Annotated in this window: 20 protein-coding genes; 13 read left to right on the forward strand and 7 right to left on the reverse strand. The window is 60.4% G+C overall.

The features are described from left to right. The first annotated feature begins 68 nt into the window (after positions 1-68). Both gabT and SOP85_RS07170 read left to right on the forward strand, forming a co-directional pair. Positions 69-1,346, forward strand: coding sequence for a 4-aminobutyrate--2-oxoglutarate transaminase (gabT, locus tag SOP85_RS07165; protein WP_274075035.1), 1,278 nt, complete (start codon positions 69-71; stop codon positions 1,344-1,346). A 137-nt stretch (positions 1,347-1,483) separates the two neighbouring features. Further along, positions 1,484-2,698 (forward strand): response regulator, encoded by a 1,215-nt coding sequence (locus tag SOP85_RS07170; RefSeq protein ID WP_323626507.1) that lies wholly within the window; start codon positions 1,484-1,486, stop codon positions 2,696-2,698. Positions 2,699-2,825: 127 nt separating this feature from the next. Here the strand turns inward: SOP85_RS07170 and SOP85_RS07175 are convergent, their stop codons facing one another. Continuing rightward, the gene (locus SOP85_RS07175; protein WP_323608081.1) at positions 2,826-3,812 is read right to left on the reverse strand and encodes a GGDEF domain-containing protein; all 987 of its coding nucleotides are present in this window, start codon (positions 3,810-3,812) and stop codon (positions 2,826-2,828) included. Positions 3,813-3,960: 148 nt separating this feature from the next. After that, entirely contained in the window at positions 3,961-5,145 is a 1,185-nt protein-coding gene (gene desA, locus SOP85_RS07180) for a delta-9 fatty acid desaturase DesA (RefSeq protein ID WP_274075038.1), read from the reverse strand. A gap of 146 nt (positions 5,146-5,291) precedes the next feature. Between desA and dibA the strand changes: the two genes are divergently transcribed. From dibA to SOP85_RS07210, 6 genes are all read left to right on the forward strand, one after another. Beyond that, on the forward strand, positions 5,292-7,196 hold the full coding sequence (dibA, locus tag SOP85_RS07185; protein WP_323626509.1) for a phosphodiesterase DibA: 1,905 nt from the start codon (positions 5,292-5,294) through the stop codon (positions 7,194-7,196). Between the two features lie 189 nt (positions 7,197-7,385). Continuing rightward, positions 7,386-7,568, forward strand: coding sequence for a sulfur starvation response protein OscA (gene oscA / locus SOP85_RS07190; RefSeq protein WP_274075040.1), 183 nt, complete (start codon positions 7,386-7,388; stop codon positions 7,566-7,568). Positions 7,569-7,649: 81 nt separating this feature from the next. Beyond that, on the forward strand, positions 7,650-8,663 hold the full coding sequence (locus tag SOP85_RS07195) for a sulfate ABC transporter substrate-binding protein (protein WP_323626510.1): 1,014 nt from the start codon (positions 7,650-7,652) through the stop codon (positions 8,661-8,663). A gap of 69 nt (positions 8,664-8,732) precedes the next feature. Further along, positions 8,733-9,551, forward strand: coding sequence for a sulfate ABC transporter permease subunit CysT (cysT, locus tag SOP85_RS07200; RefSeq protein WP_323626511.1), 819 nt, complete (start codon positions 8,733-8,735; stop codon positions 9,549-9,551). Between the two features lie 13 nt (positions 9,552-9,564). Further along, positions 9,565-10,437: a sulfate ABC transporter permease subunit CysW gene (gene cysW, locus SOP85_RS07205; RefSeq protein ID WP_274075042.1), complete on the forward strand. Its 873-nt coding sequence runs from the start codon at positions 9,565-9,567 to the stop codon at positions 10,435-10,437. Positions 10,438-10,440: 3 nt separating this feature from the next. After that, positions 10,441-11,430 (forward strand): sulfate/molybdate ABC transporter ATP-binding protein, encoded by a 990-nt coding sequence (locus SOP85_RS07210; RefSeq protein WP_274075043.1) that lies wholly within the window; start codon positions 10,441-10,443, stop codon positions 11,428-11,430. An 89-nt stretch (positions 11,431-11,519) separates the two neighbouring features. Here the strand turns inward: SOP85_RS07210 and SOP85_RS07215 are convergent, their stop codons facing one another. Beyond that, positions 11,520-12,041 carry an Mpo1 family 2-hydroxy fatty acid dioxygenase gene (locus tag SOP85_RS07215; RefSeq protein WP_323626514.1) on the reverse strand — a complete coding sequence of 174 codons (522 nt, stop codon included), beginning with the start codon at positions 12,039-12,041 and terminating at the stop codon, positions 11,520-11,522. 84 nt (positions 12,042-12,125) lie between these two features. Here SOP85_RS07215 and SOP85_RS07220 point away from each other — a divergent pair, with 84 nt between their 5' ends. From SOP85_RS07220 to SOP85_RS07235, 4 genes are all read left to right on the forward strand, one after another. After that, a complete protein-coding gene (locus SOP85_RS07220; RefSeq protein ID WP_323626515.1) occupies positions 12,126-12,812 on the forward strand; it encodes a Crp/Fnr family transcriptional regulator in 687 nt (228 codons plus the stop codon). A gap of 57 nt (positions 12,813-12,869) precedes the next feature. Continuing rightward, positions 12,870-13,235 (forward strand): response regulator, encoded by a 366-nt coding sequence (locus SOP85_RS07225; protein WP_323626516.1) that lies wholly within the window; start codon positions 12,870-12,872, stop codon positions 13,233-13,235. Positions 13,236-13,347: 112 nt separating this feature from the next. Then, entirely contained in the window at positions 13,348-13,596 is a 249-nt protein-coding gene (locus SOP85_RS07230) for a helix-turn-helix domain-containing protein (protein WP_323608078.1), read from the forward strand. Next, positions 13,589-14,821, forward strand: a complete 1,233-nt coding sequence (locus SOP85_RS07235) for a type II toxin-antitoxin system HipA family toxin (protein WP_323626517.1) — start codon at positions 13,589-13,591, stop codon at positions 14,819-14,821. The genes SOP85_RS07230 and SOP85_RS07235 overlap by 8 nt, the downstream gene beginning before the upstream one ends. Here the strand turns inward: SOP85_RS07235 and SOP85_RS07240 are convergent, their stop codons facing one another. Further along, positions 14,822-15,826 (reverse strand): AraC family transcriptional regulator, encoded by a 1,005-nt coding sequence (locus SOP85_RS07240; protein WP_274075049.1) that lies wholly within the window; start codon positions 15,824-15,826, stop codon positions 14,822-14,824. It abuts the gene before it with no gap. A 100-nt stretch (positions 15,827-15,926) separates the two neighbouring features. On the opposite strand from SOP85_RS07240, the gene SOP85_RS07245 reads away from it, so the two are divergent. Further along, on the forward strand, positions 15,927-17,000 hold the full coding sequence (locus SOP85_RS07245; protein ID WP_323626518.1) for a fatty acid desaturase: 1,074 nt from the start codon (positions 15,927-15,929) through the stop codon (positions 16,998-17,000). Between the two features lie 132 nt (positions 17,001-17,132). On the opposite strand, the gene SOP85_RS07250 is transcribed toward SOP85_RS07245, so the two are convergent. Genes SOP85_RS07250 through SOP85_RS07260 form a run of 3 tightly spaced genes read right to left on the reverse strand, consistent with a single transcriptional unit; the run spans position 17,133 to position 21,168 of the window. Next, positions 17,133-18,743: an arylsulfatase gene (locus SOP85_RS07250; protein ID WP_323626519.1), complete on the reverse strand. Its 1,611-nt coding sequence runs from the start codon at positions 18,741-18,743 to the stop codon at positions 17,133-17,135. A 14-nt stretch (positions 18,744-18,757) separates the two neighbouring features. After that, positions 18,758-19,573, reverse strand: a complete 816-nt coding sequence (locus SOP85_RS07255) for an ABC transporter ATP-binding protein (RefSeq protein WP_323626520.1) — start codon at positions 19,571-19,573, stop codon at positions 18,758-18,760. Continuing rightward, complete coding sequence (locus SOP85_RS07260; protein WP_323626522.1) at positions 19,570-21,168, reverse strand: ABC transporter permease; 1,599 nt, start codon at positions 21,166-21,168, stop codon at positions 19,570-19,572. The genes SOP85_RS07255 and SOP85_RS07260 overlap by 4 nt, the downstream gene beginning before the upstream one ends. Positions 21,169-21,539 lie beyond the last annotated feature (371 nt).

Genomic DNA, 21,539 nt, shown 5'->3' on the forward strand with positions numbered 1-21,539 from the left:
CCTCAGTTACCTCCCCACCGCTTAATCCTTGAACCACGCCGACCGATGAGCGGCGAATGAGGAATGTAATGAGCAAGACTAACGCTGATTTGATGGCCCGCCGTACCAATGCTGTTCCACGTGGTGTTGGCCAGATTCACCCGATTTTCGCCGAATCCGCGAAGAACGCGACCGTGACCGACGTTGAAGGTCGTGAGTTCATCGACTTCGCTGGCGGTATCGCTGTACTGAACACCGGCCACGTGCACCCGAAAATCATCGCGGCCGTGACCGAGCAGCTGAACAAGCTGACCCACACCTGCTTCCAGGTTCTGGCTTACGAACCGTATGTAGAAGTGTGCGAAAAAATCAACGCCAAGGTGCCTGGTGATTTCGCCAAGAAAACCCTGCTGGTCACCACCGGCTCCGAAGCCGTGGAAAACTCGATCAAGATCGCCCGTGCCGCCACTGGGCGTGCCGGCGTGATCGCGTTCACCGGCGCTTACCACGGTCGCACCATGATGACCCTGGGCCTGACCGGTAAAGTCGTGCCTTACTCGGCCGGCATGGGCCTGATGCCAGGCGGCATCTTCCGCGCGCTGTACCCGAACGAACTGCACGGTGTGAGCATCGACGATTCGATCGCTTCCATCGAACGCATCTTCAAGAACGATGCCGAGCCGAAAGACATCGCCGCGATCATCATCGAGCCGGTTCAGGGCGAAGGTGGTTTCTACGTCGCTCCGAAAGAATTCATGAAGCGTCTGCGTGCCCTGTGCGACCAGCACGGCATCCTGCTGATCGCTGACGAAGTACAGACTGGCGCTGGCCGTACCGGTACGTTCTTCGCCATGGAACAGATGGGCGTTGCTGCCGACCTGACCACCTTCGCCAAATCCATCGCTGGCGGCTTCCCGCTGGCCGGTGTGTGCGGCAAGGCCGAATACATGGACGCCATCGCTCCAGGCGGCCTGGGCGGCACCTACGCCGGTAGCCCGATCGCTTGCGCCGCGGCCCTGGCCGTGATGGAAGTGTTCGAAGAAGAGCACCTGCTGGACCGCTGCAAGGCAGTCGGCGAGCGTCTGGTGACTGGCCTGAAAGCCATCCAGGCCAAGTACCCGGTGATCGGTGAAGTGCGTGCCCTGGGCGCGATGATCGCGGTCGAGCTGTTCGAAAACGGCGACAGCCACAAGCCGAACGCTGCAGCTGTAGCGTCCGTTGTGGCCAAGGCTCGCGACAAGGGCCTGATCCTGCTGTCCTGCGGCACCTACGGCAACGTTCTGCGCGTCCTGGTACCGCTGACTTCGCCGGACGAGCAACTGGACAAAGGCCTGGCGATCATCGAAGAGTGCTTCTCCGAGCTCTGATCACCGAGTGTGACCTGCTTCACAAAAAACCCGCTTCGGCGGGTTTTTTCATACCCCCGAAAACACAACCCGCGTATTAGCGCTGTATCCGGTGGCCGGCTTTGGCTTAAGGTTCACGGATTGCCAGGGAGAGCTGTATGACAGTCGTCATTTTACCCGCGATTCCGCGAGTGTTGATCGCCGAGGCCGACCCGTGGTCCCGGGATCTGCTCAAGGAAGTGTTGTTGAACGTTCGCTGCGATGCACGGCTGGATTTGTGTGCCGATGGTCAGCAGGCGCTGGAGTTGCTGGCGTCAAACCCTTACGACCTGGTCATCGCCGACTGGGGGTTGCCAGGCGTCGATGGCCTGAATGTGTTGCGCAGTGTGCGTCAGCGCAAACGCAATCCACCGTTGCCGTTCATTCTGATGAGCAGCCGCAACGACAGTGCGAGCGTGCGTGAGGCCTTGCCGCTGGCCCCTGCTGCTTACCTGACCAAACCCCTGAACATGGCCAGCCTGACCCAGCGCCTGCAGGTGTTGCTGCTCAACGCTGGGGAAGAGGTGTCGTGCGAAGTGCCGGCGCTGGCGCCGAGCATGACCTTGCCGGTGTTCCTTGAGCGCCGCCGCGAGCTGGCGGAGGGCGCGCCGCTGATGACTGACGTGCAAGTGGCGGTCAAACGAAGCCTCAACCCCAACGGCCTGGATCTGACGGTGCTGGAAGACGAGATCCGCACCGATCCACAGGTTACCGCCGTGCTGATCGCCGCCGCCAACAGTGCCGCCCAGCACCATGGCACCGCTGTGCAGACCCTGAGCCAGGCCCTGCACCGGTTGGGCACCGGGCAAAGCATGAACCTGATCCTGGGCCTGACGCTCAAGCGCAGTGCTCGGCTCAGCGATCCGCAGCTGGCGGACTATGCCGAGCGTTACTGGGATTTGTCGCTGCACACCGCCGAGTACGCGCGAACGCTGGCGCGCTTGCTGGATCTGGACCAGGCGCGTTGCTACTGCGCCGGCATGCTGCATCGACTGGGCGACCTGGCGTTGTTGCGCTGTTTGCAGGAATGGAAACAGGCCGGTGGCGAACTGGACGAGCAGGAGCAAGTGGGCGAGGCATTGGCCGAGTTCAGTGCCGCCTACGGTTCGGCGTTGCGCACCCGCTGGCGTCTGCCGTTGGAGCTGCGACAGCTGATTGCAGCCGCTTACCAGCTCGGTGGCGGGGTTTACTCCCGTGAAGCCCTGGTGATGAACATGGCGGCGCAATTGGCGCGCCTGAACGAGCATGAGGGCCTTGAGACGCTGGCCAATAGCCGGACGGCGCGGTTGCTGAGGATTGGCTTGCCGGAGTTGGTAAGGATGCACAAGAGGTAGGCTCCTCATCTTCCCCTTGTGGGAGCGGGCTTGCTCGCGAAAGCGGTGGGCCAGACGACATGGATGTTGCCTGAAATACCTCCTTCGCGAGCAAGCCCGCTCCCACATTGGTCCTGTGTTGGACGGGTCAGGCGGTGATGATGCGATTCTTGCCCTGGCGCTTGGCCTCGTACATTGCCGCATCCGCCCGGGCAAACAGGTTTTCCACGCTTTCATCCTCGGCCGTAAGGCTGGTCAGGCCCTGGCTGACGGTGATGCCGAACGTCTGGCCATCATGGTTGAAGCTCAGGCTCTGAATCTCCCGTTGCACGCGCTCAGCCACCTGCAGGGCCATCTGCGGCGTGCAACCGGGGAACACCGCGGCGAATTCCTCGCCGCCAATGCGCCCGAACAGATCGCCGCGGCGCAGCGCCGCGCGGCCGCTGTCGGCAATGTGCTGCAGCACGTTGTCGCCTTCCTGGTGGCCATAGGTGTCGTTGATCACCTTGAAATCATCGATGTCCAGCATGAGGAACGATAGCGGCGTGCCCTGTTGTCGCGCCTGTTCGAATTCCTGCTCGGCGCCTTCGAAGAAATGCCGGCGGTTGCTGCTGCGGGTCAGGGCGTCGGTGGTCGCCAGCCGTTGCAGTTCGGACTCCAGTTGCTTCTTGTCGGTGATGTCTTCAGCGATGCCGACAATGATCACCGGCTGACCAGGCTCGGCCTGACGGTTGATGAAGCACTTGTCGCTGAGCCAGCGCAGCTGCCCGTCGGCGGTCATGATCCGGTACTCGCGATCTTCAACGGCGCCCTTGACCAGCACGTCCGCCAGGCTGCGCTCGGCGTACTCGAGGTCGTCGGGGTAAATGCTGTCGCGCCATTGGTTGTAGTCGGCCAGCAGCAGGTCGGCGCTGCGGCCGAAAATCCGTTCATAGGCAGGGCTGACATACAGCACCTGACGGGTTTCCCAGTTGAATGCCCACAGCACCGCGTTGACGCTCACCAGCAAGGTGCTGAACAGCTGTTCACGCTCGCTCAGGCGCGCCACCTCGCCCTGGGCGTGCATCAGCGCCATCAGGGTTTGCGCGGCCTCGGGCCACTGCACAGGGGATGAGTCTTGTTGATTGTTGACCATCGACACAAATCTCAAAGGGCGTGCGTCGCTCCAGGTTCGAAGCGGCCACGTTCAAGCCCGCCAGGATGGCGAAGTGTCTTTGAGATAAGGGATTTGTAGCGAAGTTCCGAAGGGTGCGCCCTGCTAAAGGGCGCACCGATCAACGGTGTCAGGCAGCGCTTGGGCGCAGGGAATAGGTCTTCAACTGATCGGCAAAGTCACGCAGGGATTGAATCCCGCTGGCTTCCGCTTCGTGTACCCAATCCTTGATGGCGGCCAGCATGTCGTGACCATTTGAGCTGGTCTTGACCCAGATCTGCTGCAAGGCCAGGCGTTTCTCGTAGATGACCTTCAGCGCCTGGCTGTGTTCGAGCATGGTCTGGATACGAACGTGGTGCTTGTCGTCCAGCAGGCTGGTTTCCCGCGAAAGCAAACGCTTGGCGCGATGGAACTGGTGGCGCACCGAGTGATCGACCTTTTCCAGCTCTTGCTTGACCAACGGCCCGATCACCAGCTTGCGGTACTGGGCCATGATCTGGAAGCGGTTGTTGAGGATCGCCATGGCGGTGTCCATGTCCAGGTTGCCCTTGCCTTCGACACGGTGGGCAATCGGCGCGACCCGCTGGACCTTGGCCAGGCGCAGGAAGCTGAACACCTGGATCCAGGCCCAGCCCAGGTCGAACTCCCACTTCTTCACCGACAGTTTTGCCGAGTTAGGGTAGGTGTGATGGTTGTTATGCAGCTCTTCACCACCGATCAGGATGCCCCAGGGCACCAGGTTGGTCGCTGCATCGCGACACTCGAAGTTGCGGTAGCCGACGGCATGGCCCAGGCCATTGACCACGCCGGCGGCCCACACCGGGATCCACATCATCTGGATGGCCCAGATGGTGATGCCGATGGTGCCGAACAGCAGCAGGTCGATAACGCCCATGATCGCCACGCCCAGCAGTGGGAAGCGGGTGTAGACGTTGCGTTCGATCCAGTCATCGGGGCAGTTCTTGCCGTAGATGCGCAGGGTCTCGGGGTTTTCCGCTTCGGCGCGATACAACTCGGCGCCTTTGCGCAGCACGGTGGACAAACCCTTGATCACCGGGCTGTGCGGGTCGTCGACAGTTTCGCACTTGGCGTGATGCTTGCGATGGATGGCGGTCCACTCGCGAGTGTTCTGCGCCGTGGTCAGCCACAGCCAGAAGCGGAAGAAATGTTTCAGGCCAGCATTCAGCTCAAGCGAGCGATGGGCTGAGTAACGGTGCAGATAGACCGTGACGCCGATGATCGTGACGTGGGTCATCAGCAAGGTGACTGCCACCAGAGACCAGGGCGACAAGCCGAGAAAACCTTGGTACCACATAGGCTATTGGGCCCTCGAAAAAGAAAAAACAGCCGATGCATTATCACCAAGCGGACAGATAAAACCAGTCGCCCTTTCAGATAAGAGTGGCAGGATGTGTCTTTAAACTATAATCCCGACTTTTTCGTAGGGACATGGACAGCCTTATGTCTGCCAGTTATCGCGATGCCGTGCGTGCAGCGCTGCTCTACCTGCTGATTTCCGTCATATGGATGCTGTTCAGTGGTTATTTATTGAGCAGTTTATTCGATAACTCGGCCGAGCGCTTACGCTGGCAACTGATCAACGGTTATGCCTGGGTGGTGGTGAGCGCCGGCTTGATCTTCATGGCCCGGACGCGATTGTTGCGTTGCCTGGGTGTCGACGCGAAATTGCCCGAACGAAGTGAAGACCGCGAGCGTCTGCGCCAGGCGGCCGCCGTGTTCGATTGCACCCGCGAAGGCGTGTTGGTCACCGATCACCAGGGGCTGATCGTGCATGTGAACCGCGCCTTCATGGCGATCACCGGCTATCAGCGTGAAGAAGTGCTGGGGCATCAACCCAGTCTGTTCAAGTCTGGGCATCATCCACCGGCCTTCTATCAGGCGATGTTCGCCACTCTCAACAGCGTCGGCGAGTGGAGCGGCGAAATCTGGAACCGGCGCAAAAGCGGCGAAATCTATCCGCAATGGCAGACCATTCGCATGATTCACGACGACCTGGGGCGTTGCAGTCATTTCGTGGCGGTATTTTCCGATATCAGCGCCATCAAGGACTCGGAAAACGAACTGAGGCACCTGGCCCATCACGATCCGCTTACCGGCCTGCCCAATCGCCTGCTGTTCACCGACCGTGCCACGCATGCCCTGGCGTCGGCGCAGATCCACAAGCGGGGTTGCGCGTTGCTGATGATCGATCTGGATCACTTCGTGATGATCAACGACAGCCTTGGGCACTCGATCGGTGACCAAGTACTCAAGGCGGTGGCCGAACGCCTGACTGCGATGCTCGACCCCGCAATCACCTTGGCGCGCCTGGGTGGTGATGAGTTCGCCGTGCTGGCCGAGAGCTGTCCGCAATTGATGCAGGCCGCGGCGCTGGCCCAGCGGATCATCGAGGGCCTCAAGGAGCCTTTCGATATCCACGGGCATCGGCTATTCATCAACGCCAGCATCGGTATCAGCCTGTTCCCCAGTGACGCCTTGAGTGCCGAGCAGTTATTGCGCAACGCCGACTCGGCACTGTTCAAGGCCAAGAGCGGCGGGCGTGATGGCTATGCCCTTTACACCGAAGCGTTGACGGCCCAGGCCCGGCAGCGGGTCGAGACCGCTTCTGAACTGCGCAGGGCCCTTGAACAAGACGAGCTGCGGGTGTTTTACCAGCCAGTTCACGATCTCAAGAGTGGTCGCCTGGTCGGCGTCGAGGCGCTGGTGCGCTGGGAGCATCCGCAGCGCGGTCTGGTGTCTCCGGCGCAATTCATCCCGGTGGCCGAACGAACCGGGCTTATCGCCCGGATCGATGCCTGGGTGATGCGCCAGGCCTGCCAGCAGATGTGCCAGTGGCAACAGGCGGGCGTGAAGCTGTCGTTTGTCGCGGTGAATGTTTCATCGCGACTGTTCGCCGGCCGCGAGCTGTACCAGCAAGTGGCTCAGGTGCTGCGCGAAACCGGCCTGGACCCGGACTGCCTGGAGCTGGAAGTCACCGAGAGCGCGGTGATGGAAGATCCGGAGGTCGCGCTTGAGCACATGCACCGGCTACGGGAATTGGGTGTGCGGCTGGCCATCGATGATTTCGGCACCGGTTATTCGTCGCTGTTGCGGCTCAAACGCTTGCCGGTACAGAAACTCAAGATCGACCAGGGTTTTGTCGCCGGGTTGCCGAGGGACGAGGACGACGCAGCCATTGTGCGGGTCATCATCGCCCTGGCACAGAGCATGGGCCTGCAGGTGCAAGCCGAGGGCATCGAGCAGGTCGAGCAGGCGGCGTTTCTGCTCGAGCATGGCAGTGATCTGGGCCAGGGTTACTGGTTCGGGCGCCCAGTGCCGCCAAAGGAGCTGGATTGGACGCTGTAGGAGCTGCCGCAGGCTGCGATCTTTTGATCTTCAACGCCGCAAACCCTTGTCCCACCAAATAATGTCTTCTGGTTATATAAACATTCTTAAATAGTCTTTTTAAGAATATCTGCGCCTCTCTACTATTGGTCTCACGCCGCAAGCAGTGCCGCCACTGCCAGGCAACCTCTAAGTCGAAGGAGCAGCACCATGAGCGCATCTCTACGTAGCGTTGACGGCCAGGACGAAGCAACCATCCTGCGCGAAATCCAGAGCGCCCTGCGCGATCTGCGTTTTGGCGCGGTGGAAATCACCGTGCACAACGCCCAGGTGGTTCAGATAGAACGAAAAGAGAAATTCCGCTTGCAGCAACCGGGCAACAAACCGGCCTGAAGCGATTTTTTGAGCCGACACCGCGATCCCAGAAATCCATAAGAAATAGCCAACACAATTAGAATTCCAGGAGCTTTCACCATGTCGTCGATTCGCCATTTCGCTTTGGCCGCCCTGGCCAGTGCCCTGTTTGCCGGTTCTGCGGTCGCCAAGGATTACGAACTGCTCAACGTGTCGTACGACCCGACCCGCGAGCTCTACCAGGATTACAACGCTGAATTCGTCGATTTCTGGAAGAAAACTAATCCCGGCGACAGCGTGAAAATCCAGCAATCCCATGGTGGCTCGGGCAAACAGGGCCGGGCGGTGATCGACGGCCTGCGCGCCGACGTGGTGACCCTGGCCCTGGCCGGAGACATCGACGAAATCGCCAAGCTCGGCAAGACCCTGCCGGCGGACTGGCAGAAGCGTCTGCCGGAAGCCAGCACGCCGTACACCTCGACCATCGTGTTCCTGGTGCGCAAGGGCAACCCTAAAGGCATCAAGGACTGGGGCGACCTGGTCAAGAACGACGTGTCGGTGATCACCCCGAACCCGAAAACCTCAGGCGGTGCGCGCTGGAACTTCCTCGCCGCCTGGGCCTATGGCCTGAAAGCAAATGGCGGTGACGAAGCCAAGGCCAAGGAATACGTGCAAACCCTGTTCAAGCACGTGCCAGTGCTGGACACCGGTGCTCGCGGTTCGACCATCACCTTCGTCAACAACGGTCAGGGTGACGTGTTGCTGGCGTGGGAAAACGAAGCGTTCCTGGCCCTGAAAGAAGATGGTGGCGCCGACAAGTTCGAAATTGTCGTGCCTTCGCTGTCGATCCTTGCCGAGCCTCCAGTGGCGGTGGTCGACAAGAACGCCGAGAAGAAGGGCAACGAGCAGATCGCCGAGGCCTACCTCAAGCACCTGTACAGCCCGGCGGGCCAGGAAATTGCGGCGAAAAACTTCTATCGTCCACGGGACAAGGAAGTCGCCTCGAAATACGTCCAGCAGTTCCCGAAACTGGACCTGGTGACCATCGACAAAGACTTCGGTGGCTGGAAAACCGCGCAGCCGAAATTCTTCAACGACGGCGGCGTATTCGACCAGATCTACCAGGCGCAGTAATCTTAAATAGCCATCAATGAGCCTCGAATCGCGATTCGAGGCTTTGTGCATTCTCAACCAGGGACTTTTATGTCGCGTCGTATCTCCCCCGTCATACCCGGCTTCGGGCTGACGCTGGGCTACACCTTGGTGTACCTCAGCCTGATTGTGCTCATACCACTGGCGGCGATGTTCGTGCATGCCGCTCAACTCACCTGGGAGCAGTTCTGGGCAATCATCTCGGCGCCAAGGGTGCTGGCGGCGCTGAAGCTGAGCTTCGGCACCGCCCTGTACGCGGCGATCATCAACGGCATCATCGGCACGCTGCTGGCCTGGGTGCTGGTGCGCTATACCTTCCCGGGACGCAAAATCATCGATGCGATGATCGATTTGCCCTTCGCATTGCCCACCGCCGTGGCCGGTATTGCGCTGACCGCGCTGTACACCCCAACCGGCCTGGTGGGTCAGTTTGCAGCGGATCTGGGTTTCAAGATCGCCTACACCCCCTTGGGCATCACCCTTGCCCTCACTTTTGTGACACTTCCATTCGTAGTACGTACCGTACAGCCAGTGCTGGCCGATATTCCCCGTGAAGTGGAAGAAGCGGCGGCGTGCCTGGGTGCAAAACCGTTGCAGGTGTTCCGTCATATCCTGGTGCCGGCATTGCTTCCGGCCTGGTTGACCGGTTTCGCCCTGGCCTTTGCCCGCGGGGTCGGCGAGTACGGTTCGGTGATTTTCATCGCCGGCAACATGCCGATGAAAACCGAGATCCTGCCGCTGCTGATCATGGTCAAGCTGGACCAGTACGATTACACCGGCGCTACCTCCATTGGTGTACTGATGCTGGTGGTTTCCTTCATTCTGTTGCTGCTGATCAACTTGCTGCAGCGGCGCATCGAAACCCCATAAGGAGGCGCGAACAATGTCCCAATCGTCTATTGCTGCCGCCTCTTCGGCCAACGCTGCCCGCCGTGGCAGCGCGACCTCGCGGCGAATCCTGATCGGTCTTGGCTGGCTGATTTTTGCGCTGTTCCTGTTGCTGCCGCTGTTCATCGTGGTGTCCCAGGGTTTGAAAAACGGCCTGGGTGCGTTCTTCACCGCGATCTTCGAACCCGACGCACTGTCGGCGCTGAAGCTGACGTTGATTGCCGTACTGATTTCGGTGCCGTTGAACCTGGTGTTCGGCGTCAGTGCCGCGTGGTGCGTGAGCAAGTACTCGTTCCGCGGCAAGAGCATGCTGGTGACCCTGATCGACCTGCCGTTCTCGGTATCGCCGGTCATCGCCGGCCTGGTCTATGTGTTGATGTTCGGCGCCCAGGGCCTGTTCGGCCCGTGGTTGCAGGACCACGACATCCAGATCGTCTTCGCCTTGCCAGGCATCGTGCTGGCGACGATATTCGTCACCGTGCCGTTCGTGGCCCGTGAACTGATCCCGCTGATGCAGGAGCAGGGCACCCAGGAAGAGGAGGCCGCGCGCTTGCTCGGGGCCAATGGCTGGCAGATGTTCTGGCACGTCACCGTACCCAACATCAAATGGGGCCTGATCTACGGCGTGGTGCTCTGTACCGCGCGGGCCATGGGGGAATTCGGTGCGGTGTCGGTGGTTTCCGGGCACATTCGCGGGGTGACCAACACCTTGCCGCTGCACGTCGAGATCCTCTACAACGAATACAACCACGTGGCCGCGTTCGCCGTGGCGAGCCTGTTGCTGATCCTGGCGCTCTTCATCCTGCTGCTCAAGCAGTGGAGCGAAAACCGTATCAACCGCCTGCGCGCCAGCGCCGCGGAGGAATAATTCATGTCGATCGAAGTGCGTAACGTCAGCAAGAATTTCAATGCGTTCAAGGCCCTGGACAACATCAGCCTGGACATCCAGAGCGGCGAACTGGTCGCGCTGCTCGGCCCGTCGGGCTGCGGCAAGACCACGTTGCTGCGGATCATCGCCGGCCTGGAAACCCCGGACCAGGGCAATATCGTGTTCCACGGCGAAGACGTTTCCGGCCACGACGTGCGTGATCGCAACGTCGGTTTCGTGTTCCAGCACTACGCTTTGTTCCGCCACATGACGGTGTTCGACAACGTCGCGTTCGGCCTGCGCATGAAGCCGAAAAACCAGCGCCCGAGCGAAAGCCAGATCGCGACCAAGGTGCACGAACTGCTGAACATGGTGCAGCTGGATTGGCTGTCGGATCGTTATCCGGAACAACTGTCCGGTGGCCAGCGTCAGCGTATCGCCCTGGCCCGTGCCCTGGCGGTGGAGCCGAAAGTGCTGCTGCTCGACGAACCCTTCGGCGCCCTCGACGCCAAGGTTCGTAAAGAGCTGCGTCGCTGGTTGGCGCGTCTGCACGAAGACATCAACCTGACGTCCGTTTTCGTGACCCACGACCAGGAAGAGGCGATGGAAGTCGCCGACCGCATCGTGGTGATGAACAAGGGCGTGATCGAGCAGATCGGCGCACCGGGTGACGTCTACGAAAATCCAGCCAGCGATTTCGTTTATCACTTCCTCGGTGATTCGAACCGTCTGCACCTGGGCGAAGACAATCATGTGCTGTTCCGTCCGCACGAGGTGTCGCTGTCGCGCCATGAACTGGAAGATCACCACGCCGCGCAAGTGCGCGATATCCGTCCGTTGGGTGCGACGACGCGGGTGACGCTGAAGGTCGAAGGCCAGAGTGATCTGATCGAAGCCGAAGTGGTCAAGGATCACGACAGCCTGATCGGGTTGGCCAAGGGCGAGACGCTGTTCTTCAAGCCGAAGGTCTGGCAGAAGGTCGCCAACCTCTGACCTGTAGGAGCTGGCTTGCCAGCGATTAACGATGACGCGGTGTGTCATACACACCGCTTTCGCCGGCAAGCCAGCTCCTACAGATCCGCTCAGGCCGCCGCTTTGTTTGGATTGACCCGCACACCCCCCGCCCGCGCCTCGATCTGCTCTTTCAGCTCATGCCGCAACCCGAGCAAAAACGCCAACTCAACCACCACAAACAACGGCCCGACAATCAACCCCGTCACATCATCGACAAACGCCGGTTTGCGCCCTTCATAATGGTGGCCAACAAACTGGATCGCCCAGCCAATCACAAACATCGCCACGCCGCTGCTCAGCCAGACCAGCGTGCTTTGCTGCGCCAGGACCTGGCCCGCCCAAATGCACAGCCCCAGCAACACCGTCATCAACACCCCAAGGCGCAACTCCAGGCGCAGGTAGAACCACGCCGACGCCAGCGCGACCAGCACCGCCGGTGAAAGCCAACCCCCAGCCCATTGCGGACGAGACAGCAACACCGCCACCGCCACTACAATCAACGGGATGCCGACAAAGTGGGTGGCAATGTTGCGCGGATCACGGTGGTAGGCGGCGTATTGACTGAGATGATCAACGAGGCTTTTTTTCATTGTTGTTCCTCCTGTAGGGTGCACGATCATGCCTCGGGGCCATTCACTGCTCTGTCAGCCAGGCGACAATCTCTAGGAGTTTTCATGGATATGCAGGACTGGCGGCCACGCCTGTTGCGCGGCCAGTGGTTCAGCCATTTGCCTGTTTCCCTACAGGATAGTCTGCTGGACGCCGCCAGGGTGCGGCGCTTATCAGCCGGTCAGCGCCTGTTCCAGCGCGGCGATCAGCCCTGTGGCCTGTACGCGGTGCTCGAAGGCGCGGTGCGTATAGGCGCCGTGAACGAGCAGGGCAAAGAGGCGTTGCTGAGCCTGGTGGAAGCGCCGCACTGGTTTGGCGAAATCTGCCTGTTCGATGGCCAGGCGCGTACCCACGACGCCTTTGGACTGGGCCCGTGCACGCTGTTGCACATTCCGCAAATCGCCCTGCTCACGTTGCTCGATGAACAGCCGGTGTACTGGCGGCAACTGGCGCTGCTGATGAGTCAGAAACTGCGCCTGACCTTCATCAATCTCGAACAGCTGAGCCTGATGCCGGCCCCGGTGCGGCTGGCCCATCGCTTGCTGATGATCGCCGAAGGGTACGGCGAAATCGACGAACCACGCCGCGTCCTGCAATTGCCGCAGGAGCAGCTTGCTTCGATGTTGTCGCTGTCACGGCAGACCACCAACCAGATCCTCAAGGATTTGCAGGGGCAGGGGATATTGAATCTGGGGTATGGCGAAATTGAAATCCTCGATGTTCAGCGGTTGCGGGCGTTAGTTGCCGTTTAATGGTGGGCTTTACCGGCAAACGCGCCTAGCCTGTCGGAACGACAATCGAGGTGTGCCATGCGTGTATTGCTAGTGGAAGACGAACCCGAGACCGCCAAACTCCTGGCCAATGGCCTGAGCGAAGCGAGCTATGCGGTGGATGTGGCAGTCAACGGTATGGACGGCCGGCGCTTCATCGAGGCGGGCGAGTATGAGCTGATCATCCTCGACGTCATGCTGCCGGGGCTCAATGGTTGGCAGTTGCTGCAACAGATCCGCAAGCTCGGTGAGACCCCAGTGCTCCTGCTCACTACCAAGGATGGTATCGAGGATCGCCTGCGCGGCTTGGAGTTGCACGAGGATGATTACCTGCTCAAGCCCTTTGCCGTGAGTGAACTGGTGGCGCGGGTGCGCAAGTTGTTGCGGCGGGGTCAGGGACGCTGAAGTTTTCAGGCGCTGTAAAAAACCAGCTGGACTTAGTCTTTAAACTGCACTAAATACAATGCATATTCCACATTTCGTGGTGCTTTGCACGGTATACGATGCAGGTCGATAAATGGAAAACCTTGGTGAACTGATCCGCTCACTGCGTAAAGAGCAAAAGCTTTCCCAGCAGGCGCTGGGAAAACAGTACGGAATGAGCCGCTCCACGATTTCTGGAATCGAGAACAACACGATCTCCGAAATCGGTCTGCGCAAGGTTGAGGCGATCCTCAACGGGTTCGGCTATGAGCTCATCGCCGTGCCTCGTCAGGCGCAGCGTCCAACGCTGGACTCTCTGAAGAAGGCAAACTTCCATGGCTGAGCCGCAGGAGCAGGACCGGCTATATATCAGTGTCTCGGGAGCCGTGGCCGGCACGCTCGGGCGTGGTCAGTCGCGCAGTGATTCGGTTTTTACCTATGCCGACAGCACGCAGGAAGAAAACGCGGTTTCGTTGACCATGCCGGCTCGTCTCGAAAGCTACACGTGGGAACGAGGTGTTCCGCCAATTTTCGAAATGAACTTGCCAGAGGGAGCTCTGCGCGAAGAGTTGGTTCGTCGTTTCAGTAAAGCGGTCAGGGGTTTCGATGACTTTACAATGCTGGCGATTGTTGGCCCGTACCAGCTTGGTCGAGTGGGCATTGCAAACGCGCAGGATGCGAGCGACCGTCCACCTGAAACCAGCCTCGCGGACCTGCTGGTTCACGACGGTGCGCAAGGTTTGTTCGATGATCTATTGCGCACGTATGGCCAATACTCGGGCGTTTCCGGCGTGCAGCCGAAGGTGCTTGTCCGTGACAGTGCGACGACTGTCGACCGGTTGATTCATCGAGGCGCGACGCACCTGGTCAAGTCCTTCCGGCCCGAGGAATACCCTGAGCTTGCGGCCAACGAGTATTTTTGCATGCGGGCCGCCTTGCACTCGGGCCTTGAAGTCCCGAAGTTCGAACTTAGCGAGCACGGCAAATTCCTGGTCGTCGAACGTTTCGATCTGAATGAGCGAGGTTACTTGGGGTTCGAGGATTTCTGCGTCCTGAATGCCTGGCCTTCGAAGGCTAAATACGATGGTTCATACGAAGGTGCCGCAAGGCAGATAAGAGCATTCGTCTCCCCGCCATTGCTCAACCATGCGTTGGAGTCTTTTTTCAAGATTGTTGCGCTCTCGTCCGGCCTGAAAAATGGCGATGCTCACCTCAAGAACTTCGGTGTGCTGTACGAGGATTGTGGTACGGATGCGCAAATCAACCTCGCTCCCGCCTACGACATCGTGACCACTTCGGTCTACATCAAGAACGACAGTATGGCGTTGTTGCTAGGCGGGTCAAAAGCATGGCCCAAGTACAAAATGCTGATGCGCTTTGGCCGGTCGGCCTGCAATCTGACCGAGGGACGCTGTAATGAGCTGTTGCAGCAAGTCGCACATGGCATGGACATGGCAATGACGGAGATGGCGGACCACATCAAGGGCAATCGTCACTTTGCGAGCGTTGGCGAAGCGCTGATGGAACAGTGGAAATCAGGTATGGCCCGCAGTCTTGTGAAGAGCTGATCAGCGCAACCCATCGCGAAACTGCCCCGGCGTGATCCCCGTCCAGCGCTTGAACGCACGGCTGAAACTGCTGGTATCGGCAAACCCCAGCAAATAGCTGATTTCGCTCAACGAGCATTGCGGATCACGCAGGTGCAGCAACGCCAGGTTTTCGCGGCTTTCGTTGAGCAGCGTATCGAACCGACATCCCTCATCCGCCAGGTGCCGTTGCAGGCTGCGCAGGCTCAGGTGCAGTGCCTTGGCGATGTGTTCGGCACTGGGTTCGCCTTCCGGCAGTTGCTCTTCGATGGCGTCGCGGACCTTGCGCTCCCAGGTCAGCGGCTTGAGTTGCGCCAGGGTGCGGTTGAGCACGGCTTCGTTGTGTTCGGCCAGTTCCGGGTTGGCGTCGTCCAGGTGACTGTCAAAGTCCGCCAGCGCGAACTCCAACCGATCCTCCCCGGTGGCGAAATACACCGGTGAGCGAAAGACCTTGTGCCATTGATGCGGGTCCGCCGGCTCAGGACGACGCAAGTACACCGCCAGCGGTGCATAGTCGCGGCCCAGGCGGTTGCGGCAGGTGCGCACATAAATCGCCACGAAGGCGTCGATGGCCTCATAGGCCGGGGCCGGATTGCCTGGCGGAATCCTCAGGTGGAAACAGTAGCGGTCTTCGCCGCGGGTCAGTTCCAGTTCCAGGGCGTCACTGACCACCTGGTGATAACGCACGATGCGTTCGAAGACTTCCCGCAGGCTGCCGCTGGCCACCAGCGCATACCCGAGTGCGTGAAAGGTGGTGGGGCTGACGAAGCGCGAGACGCGCAAGCCGATCGCCGGGTCGCCGCTGACCTGCACCGCGATTTCCCACAGGCGCGTGGTTCCGGACAACGGATAACGGGCGTTGGGGTCGTCCATCAGTTGCGGATCGAGCCCGGCTTGCTGGCACAGGGCAGTGCTGTCGAGGCCCAGGGCGTCGAGTTGCTTGCGCAGGGCGCGGGTCCAGCTGGCGAGGGAGGTCGGTTCGGTCATGCTGATTGGCGCTTCCGGTCAACAGGTTGGCGTTCTCGGCTACCGCTCCAGGCGTATGAAGCGGGCAGGATGCGAACATCAATAACCAGAGGATGGAAGCATGCAAGGTACTTCTGCAAGTCCCCAGCGACTGAATGCTGCTCAGCGATCTGCACATATTCGCGAAGTGGTGCTGGCCAAGGGTGTCGAACTGCGCCAGCGCTACCCGGTTCTCAAGCATCAGGACGCCTTGGGCGCGGGCATTCTGGCCTTCGCCCTGGCCGGCATGATCGGTTCGGCGGTGCTCTACATCGAGGGTTACATGGCGTGGTGGGTGTGCTTGCTGCTCAATGCTTTTTTCGCGTCCTTGACCCACGAACTCGAGCACGACCTGATTCACAGCATGTACTTTCGCAAGCAGCGGCTGCCGCACAACCTGATGATGGGGCTGGTCTGGCTGGCGCGTCCGAGCACGATCAATCCATGGATTCGTCGACACCTGCACCTCAATCACCACAAGGTGTCCGGCACCGAGACCGACATGGAAGAACGCGCCATCACCAACGGCGAGCCTTGGGGATTCGCGCGGTTGTTGATGATTGGCGACAACATGATGTCGTCGTTCATTCGCATGCTGCGGGCCAGGACCTGGGCGCAAAAGTTCAGCATCATCCACCGCACCCTGAAGGTCTACGCGCCACTGGCGCTGATGCATTGGGGCGCGTGGTACGTGTTTCTCGGCTTCCACGCCGCGAACGGCATCGCCTACCTGATGGGCACGCCGATCGAGTGGTCGGCAACCACGCTGTCGGTGATGAACGTGATCGATATCGCCGCAGTGGTGATCATCGGCCCGAACGTGCTGCGCACTTTCTGCCTGCACTTCATCAGCTCCAACATGCACTACTACGGCGACATCGAGCCGGGCAACGTGATGCAGCAGTGCCAGGTGCTCAATGCCCGGTGGCTGTGGCCGTTGCAGGCGTTCTGCTTCAACTTCGGCAGCAGCCATGGGATTCATCACTTTGTGGTGAAGGAACCGTTCTACATCCGCCAGTTGACCGTGCCGGTGGCGCATAAGGTGATGCGTGAGATGGGGGTGCGGTTCAATGATTTCGGGACGTTTGCGCGGGCGAACCGGTTTGTGCGTGGGGATGTTGCAGCGCGAGAAGAGGTGCGTGCGGCGCAGGCTTAATGGTTGACTGAGAGGACGCCTTCGCGAGCAAGCCCGCTCCCACAGTGGATCTTCAGCGTTCGCAAAATTTGTGAACAACCGAGATCAAATGTGGGAGCGGGCTTGCTCGCGAAGAGGCCGGTTGAGGCAACCTCAATCCGGCTGAAACGGCGACTCACTCAATATCACCCCGGTCTCATCCACATAGTTCTGCCAATGCTCGATCAACAGGTTGAGCTTGGCAGGCTGACTCAACGCCAGGTCATGAATCTCCCCCGGATCGCTGCCCAGATCATAAAGCTGCCAGGTCGCCGGCCCCACCGGCCCCGGGATGTAGACGGCTTTCCATTGCCCCTGGCGAATCGCCCGCCGCCCGAACAACTCCCAACCCGTCACGGTGTGCTCGTCATGCACTTGCGCCGTTTCGCCCGATAGAAACCCCAGCCACGACTTGCCGCGCAACGGTGCCACTGGCTTACCGCGCCATTGCTTGCCCGGATGGCGCACCCCGGCGAGGTCGAGAATGGTCGGCGTGATGTCCATCACAGTGCCGAACCCATGGCTGATCTGCCCCTTGAGCGGCAGTTGCGGGTAGTGCACCAGCGCGGGCACCCGAATCCCGCCTTCGGTGGTGAACGCCTTGAACAGCCGCGAAGGCGCGGTCGCCACTTGCGCCCAGTTCGGCCCGTACCAGACGTAGGAATTGGCGCGGCCGATGTTGTCCAGGCTGTTGTCGTAATGCTGGTTGAGGTAGGTCAGCAGCTCTGGACCGAATTTTGGGAATGCTTCCAGCAGCGCACCTTCGGCGCCGTTATCGGACATGAACAGGATGAACGTGTTGTCCAGTTGGCCCTGGTTACGCAGGTAGTCGACGACGCGACCGATGTTCCAGTCCATGCGCTCGACCATCGCCGCATACACCTCCATGGCCCGTGCGGAAATCTGCCGTTGTTCGTCGCTCAAGGCGTCCCATTGGGCGCTGAGCTGGATCAGCGGATGCGGCTCGACATCCGCCTCGATCAGCCCCAGGGCCTTGAGTTTTTCCAGGCGCTCCAGGCGCAACACTTCGGGACCGGCGTCATAGCGGCCGCGGTATTTCTCGACCACCTCCGCAGGCGCTTGCAACGGCCAGTGCGGCGCGGAAAACGGCAGGTAAGCGAAGAACGGCCGGGTTTGATCGCGCTCCTTGAGGTATTGCAGCAGCTTGTCGCCGAAGGCATCGGAGGAATAGAAATCCTTCGGCAATTCGTCGATGAATTTATCGTCTTCGATGTACAGCGCCGGGGTGGATTTCAACAGGCCCGGCGTGTGTTCGTCGTAGGTCGGCTCGAACCCGTAATGGTTGGCGGCGCCCGGCAGCAGCGAGAACGAACGCTCGAAACCACGGGCATGGGGCGCCAGTTCGGCGGTCAGGCCCAGGTGCCATTTGCCGCTCATCAACGTCTGGTAACCGGCCTCGCGCAGCAGCTCGGGCAAGGCGGCGACGCGATCGTTCAGGTACCCCTCGTAACCAGGCTTGCCGATCAGGTCCGGGGTCAGGGCTTCGGCCATGGTGCCGATGCCGGCGATGTGGTGATCGGTGCCGGTCAGCAGCATCGAACGCGTCGGCGAGCAGGTCGGTGCAGTGTGGAAATCGGTCAGGCGCAGGCCGTTGTTGGCCAGGGCATCGAGGTTCGGCGTGGCGATCTCTCCGCCGAATGCGCCGATATCGGAAAAGCCCAGGTCATCGGCCAGGATCACCAGAAAGTTGGGACGTTGCGGCATCAAGAATCTCCTGTTCAGCAGGCAATGAAAGACAGTGGCAAATCACGCACCTGCACCGGCACAGGCGGTTGGTAGTGATCGTCGCTGGTGAGTTCGTGCAGCAGCTCTTCGCGCAGCTGGTGGAAGTCGAAACTGCTGCGCAGGCGCGGATGGGGCAGGGCGATGTCGACCACTTTTTTGATGCGCCCGGGACGCGGCTCCATCACCACCACGCGGTCGGCGAGGAAGATCGCTTCCTCGACATCGTGGGTGACCAGAATCGTGGTGATTTTTGCCCGCGCGCGGATCGCCAGCAGTTCGTCCTGCATCTGCTGGCGGGTCAGGGCATCGAGGGCGCCGAAGGGTTCGTCCAGCAGCAGAATCCTTGGGCTGGCCACCAGGCCGCGAGCGATCGCCACCCGTTGCGCCATGCCGCCGGAGAGCTGGTGTGGATAAGCGCGGCTGAAGTTGCGCAGGCCCACCAGGTCAATGAAATCGCTGATGCGCTTGTGCTTTTGCTCAGCACTCAACGGCTCGTTGACCAGGCCCAGGCCGATGTTGTCGGCCACCGTCAGCCAGGGGAACAGGCGGTGCTCCTGAAAGACGATGCCGCGTTCGCCGCCGATGCCGGTGACGGCTTGGCCGTCGACGCTGATCTGCCCACGAAACTGCGTATCGAGGCCCACCAGCAGCCGCAGCAACGTGGATTTTCCACAGCCGCTGGAGCCGACAATCGCGACGAATTCGCCCTCGGCAATGTCCAGGTTGAATTCGCGGATGGCCTCCAGTTCAAAGCCGTCGACGTCGAAGGTTTTGCCTACGTGGTTGAAGCTGACGATGGGTGCGTTCATGCGTGTCTCCAGCGGGTGGCGCGGGTTTCGAGGCGTTGGCCAATGAGGTTGAGCAGGGCGCCGGTGAGGCCGACCAGCAACATGCCGGCCATGATCAGGTCCATTCGCAGCAGTTGTTGGGCGCCGATCATCTGGCTGCCGATGCCGCCGTTGGACGGCATGAAATATTCGGCGCCGATGGTGCCCAGCCAGGCGTAGATCAGGCTCAGCCTCAGGCCGGCGAAAATCCCTGGCGCTGCGCCCGGCAGAACCAGGCGGGCGAGGCGTTGCCGCAGATTCAGACGCAGCACTCGGGCGGCCTCGTTCAGTTGTGGCGAGAGGTTGGCGACGCTGCGTTGGGTGGCGATGAACAACGGGAAAAACGCGGCGAGGGCGACGAAGACCCACTTGGCGAGTTCCCCAAGGCCGAACCAGGCGGTGAGCAGCGGCACCCATGCGAAAATCGCGATCTGGCGCAGCGCGGCGAGGGTTGGGCCGAGGACTCGTTCACTGGCGCGAGAAAGTCCGAGTAGCAAGCCCAGCGCAAAACCGAGGCCGCCGCCGAGCAATAGACCGCCAAGGGTGCGCCCCAGGCTCAGCGCCATGCCGCTGATCAGCGTGCCGTCGAGTAAACCGTTCCAAGTGGTCTCCAGCACTGTCAGCGGGCTGATCAGAATGTTGGCGTCCACCCATTGCTGATTCGTCGCCAGTTGCCACAGCAGTAGCAACGCCAGCGGCAGCAACCAGGGCTGCAGGCGTTGCCAACCTTGATATTTAGGGCCACGGCGAATTTCGGCCGTGGCCGGGTGCGGCCAGTGCACCAGTTTTTTGTCCAGCAGGCCGATGCCGCGATCCATGGCCACACCGATCAAGCCGATCACCACGATGCACACAAATACGATGTCGAGCATGAACAACTGCCGCGCCCAGACCATCAGGTAACCGATGCCTTCGCTGGAGGCGAGCAGTTCGACGGCGAGCAATGAGGTCCAGCCAGCGGCCAGTGCCAGGCGCACACCGGCCATGAACGCCGGCAAGGCGGCGGGCAGCACCAGGCGGCGGATCAACAAGCGTGGCGGCAGGCGCAGCACCGCGGCTGCTTCCCGCAATTTGGGTTGTGCATCACGTACGCCCACCAACGTGTGCAGGGTCACCGGCACCACGATGGCCTTGATCAGCACCACCAGTTTCAACACTTCGCCGATGCCGAAAAACACCATGAACAGTGGAATCCACGCCAGCGTCGGGACTTGCGCCAACCCGGCGAATGTCGGGAACACCAGGCGTTCCAGTGTGCGGCTGAAACCCAGCGCCGCGCCCAATATCGCACCCGCCGTGATCCCCGCCAGCAGCCCCCAGAACAGACGTTGCAGGCTGATCCACAGATGGCTCCACAACTCGCCGTGGGACAGTTCCAGCGCGCTGTTCCAGACCAGCGAAGGCGGCGGCAGGATCTGTTCACTCATCCACTGATTGCGGCTGGCCAGCCACCACAGTGCGAACAGGCTCAGGGGCAGCAGCCAAGGCAACAGGCGTTGGTTCAGTGTTGGCCATAACCGCCGGCCGTTGAGCGGCGGCGCTGCCAGCGGCAGGCTGAGAAGGGAAACACGGGCCATGGACGACCTCCGTTGTCGGGTTGCAATACGGCCTGCCTTTTGTGGGAACGGGCTTGCTCGCGAAGACGGCGTGTCAGGCAATGACGTATCGATTGATCCATCGCCTTCGCGAGCAAACCCGCTCCCACAGGGTTTTAGGTTGTATGCAAAATTGTTCTATAAAAATTCAAATCAATTCTATTGGGAGATAAGCAAGACCATTTAAGGCCTCCAGCCAATACGCATCCAATGCATTCGAAGAATATTTTCGATGCTGGTCATGCATACCGCTCCAGGCGCCCCGTACTCGCTCACTTAGGCCTAAAAGATATAAAAATGTGAATTTATAGTATTTAAGTGCAGGTCACGATTCAGCCTACTTTCAGCTCCTC

The organism is Pseudomonas sp. YuFO20, assembly GCF_035064975.1.
GTDB classification, from domain to species: Bacteria; Pseudomonadota; Gammaproteobacteria; order Pseudomonadales; family Pseudomonadaceae; genus Aquipseudomonas; species Aquipseudomonas putida_AE.

Bases quoted from the DNA above. Each gene is read 5' to 3' on its own strand.
- gabT (WP_274075035.1), top strand. From the start codon at position 69: ATGAGCAAGACTAACGCTGATTTGATGGCCCGCCGTACCAATGCTGTT.
- SOP85_RS07170 (WP_323626507.1), top strand. From the start codon at position 1,484: ATGACAGTCGTCATTTTACCCGCGATTCCGCGAGTGTTGATCGCCGAG.
- SOP85_RS07175 (WP_323608081.1), bottom strand. From the start codon at position 3,812: ATGGTCAACAATCAACAAGACTCATCCCCTGTGCAGTGGCCCGAGGCC.
- desA (WP_274075038.1), bottom strand. From the start codon at position 5,145: ATGTGGTACCAAGGTTTTCTCGGCTTGTCGCCCTGGTCTCTGGTGGCA.
- dibA (WP_323626509.1), top strand. From the start codon at position 5,292: ATGTCTGCCAGTTATCGCGATGCCGTGCGTGCAGCGCTGCTCTACCTG.
- oscA (WP_274075040.1), top strand. From the start codon at position 7,386: ATGAGCGCATCTCTACGTAGCGTTGACGGCCAGGACGAAGCAACCATC.
- SOP85_RS07195 (WP_323626510.1), top strand. From the start codon at position 7,650: ATGTCGTCGATTCGCCATTTCGCTTTGGCCGCCCTGGCCAGTGCCCTG.
- cysT (WP_323626511.1), top strand. From the start codon at position 8,733: ATGTCGCGTCGTATCTCCCCCGTCATACCCGGCTTCGGGCTGACGCTG.
- cysW (WP_274075042.1), top strand. From the start codon at position 9,565: ATGTCCCAATCGTCTATTGCTGCCGCCTCTTCGGCCAACGCTGCCCGC.
- SOP85_RS07210 (WP_274075043.1), top strand. From the start codon at position 10,441: ATGTCGATCGAAGTGCGTAACGTCAGCAAGAATTTCAATGCGTTCAAG.
- SOP85_RS07215 (WP_323626514.1), bottom strand. From the start codon at position 12,041: ATGAAAAAAAGCCTCGTTGATCATCTCAGTCAATACGCCGCCTACCAC.
- SOP85_RS07220 (WP_323626515.1), top strand. From the start codon at position 12,126: ATGGATATGCAGGACTGGCGGCCACGCCTGTTGCGCGGCCAGTGGTTC.
- SOP85_RS07225 (WP_323626516.1), top strand. From the start codon at position 12,870: ATGCGTGTATTGCTAGTGGAAGACGAACCCGAGACCGCCAAACTCCTG.
- SOP85_RS07230 (WP_323608078.1), top strand. From the start codon at position 13,348: ATGGAAAACCTTGGTGAACTGATCCGCTCACTGCGTAAAGAGCAAAAG.
- SOP85_RS07235 (WP_323626517.1), top strand. From the start codon at position 13,589: ATGGCTGAGCCGCAGGAGCAGGACCGGCTATATATCAGTGTCTCGGGA.
- SOP85_RS07240 (WP_274075049.1), bottom strand. From the start codon at position 15,826: ATGACCGAACCGACCTCCCTCGCCAGCTGGACCCGCGCCCTGCGCAAG.
- SOP85_RS07245 (WP_323626518.1), top strand. From the start codon at position 15,927: ATGCAAGGTACTTCTGCAAGTCCCCAGCGACTGAATGCTGCTCAGCGA.
- SOP85_RS07250 (WP_323626519.1), bottom strand. From the start codon at position 18,743: ATGCCGCAACGTCCCAACTTTCTGGTGATCCTGGCCGATGACCTGGGC.
- SOP85_RS07255 (WP_323626520.1), bottom strand. From the start codon at position 19,573: ATGAACGCACCCATCGTCAGCTTCAACCACGTAGGCAAAACCTTCGAC.
- SOP85_RS07260 (WP_323626522.1), bottom strand. From the start codon at position 21,168: ATGGCCCGTGTTTCCCTTCTCAGCCTGCCGCTGGCAGCGCCGCCGCTC.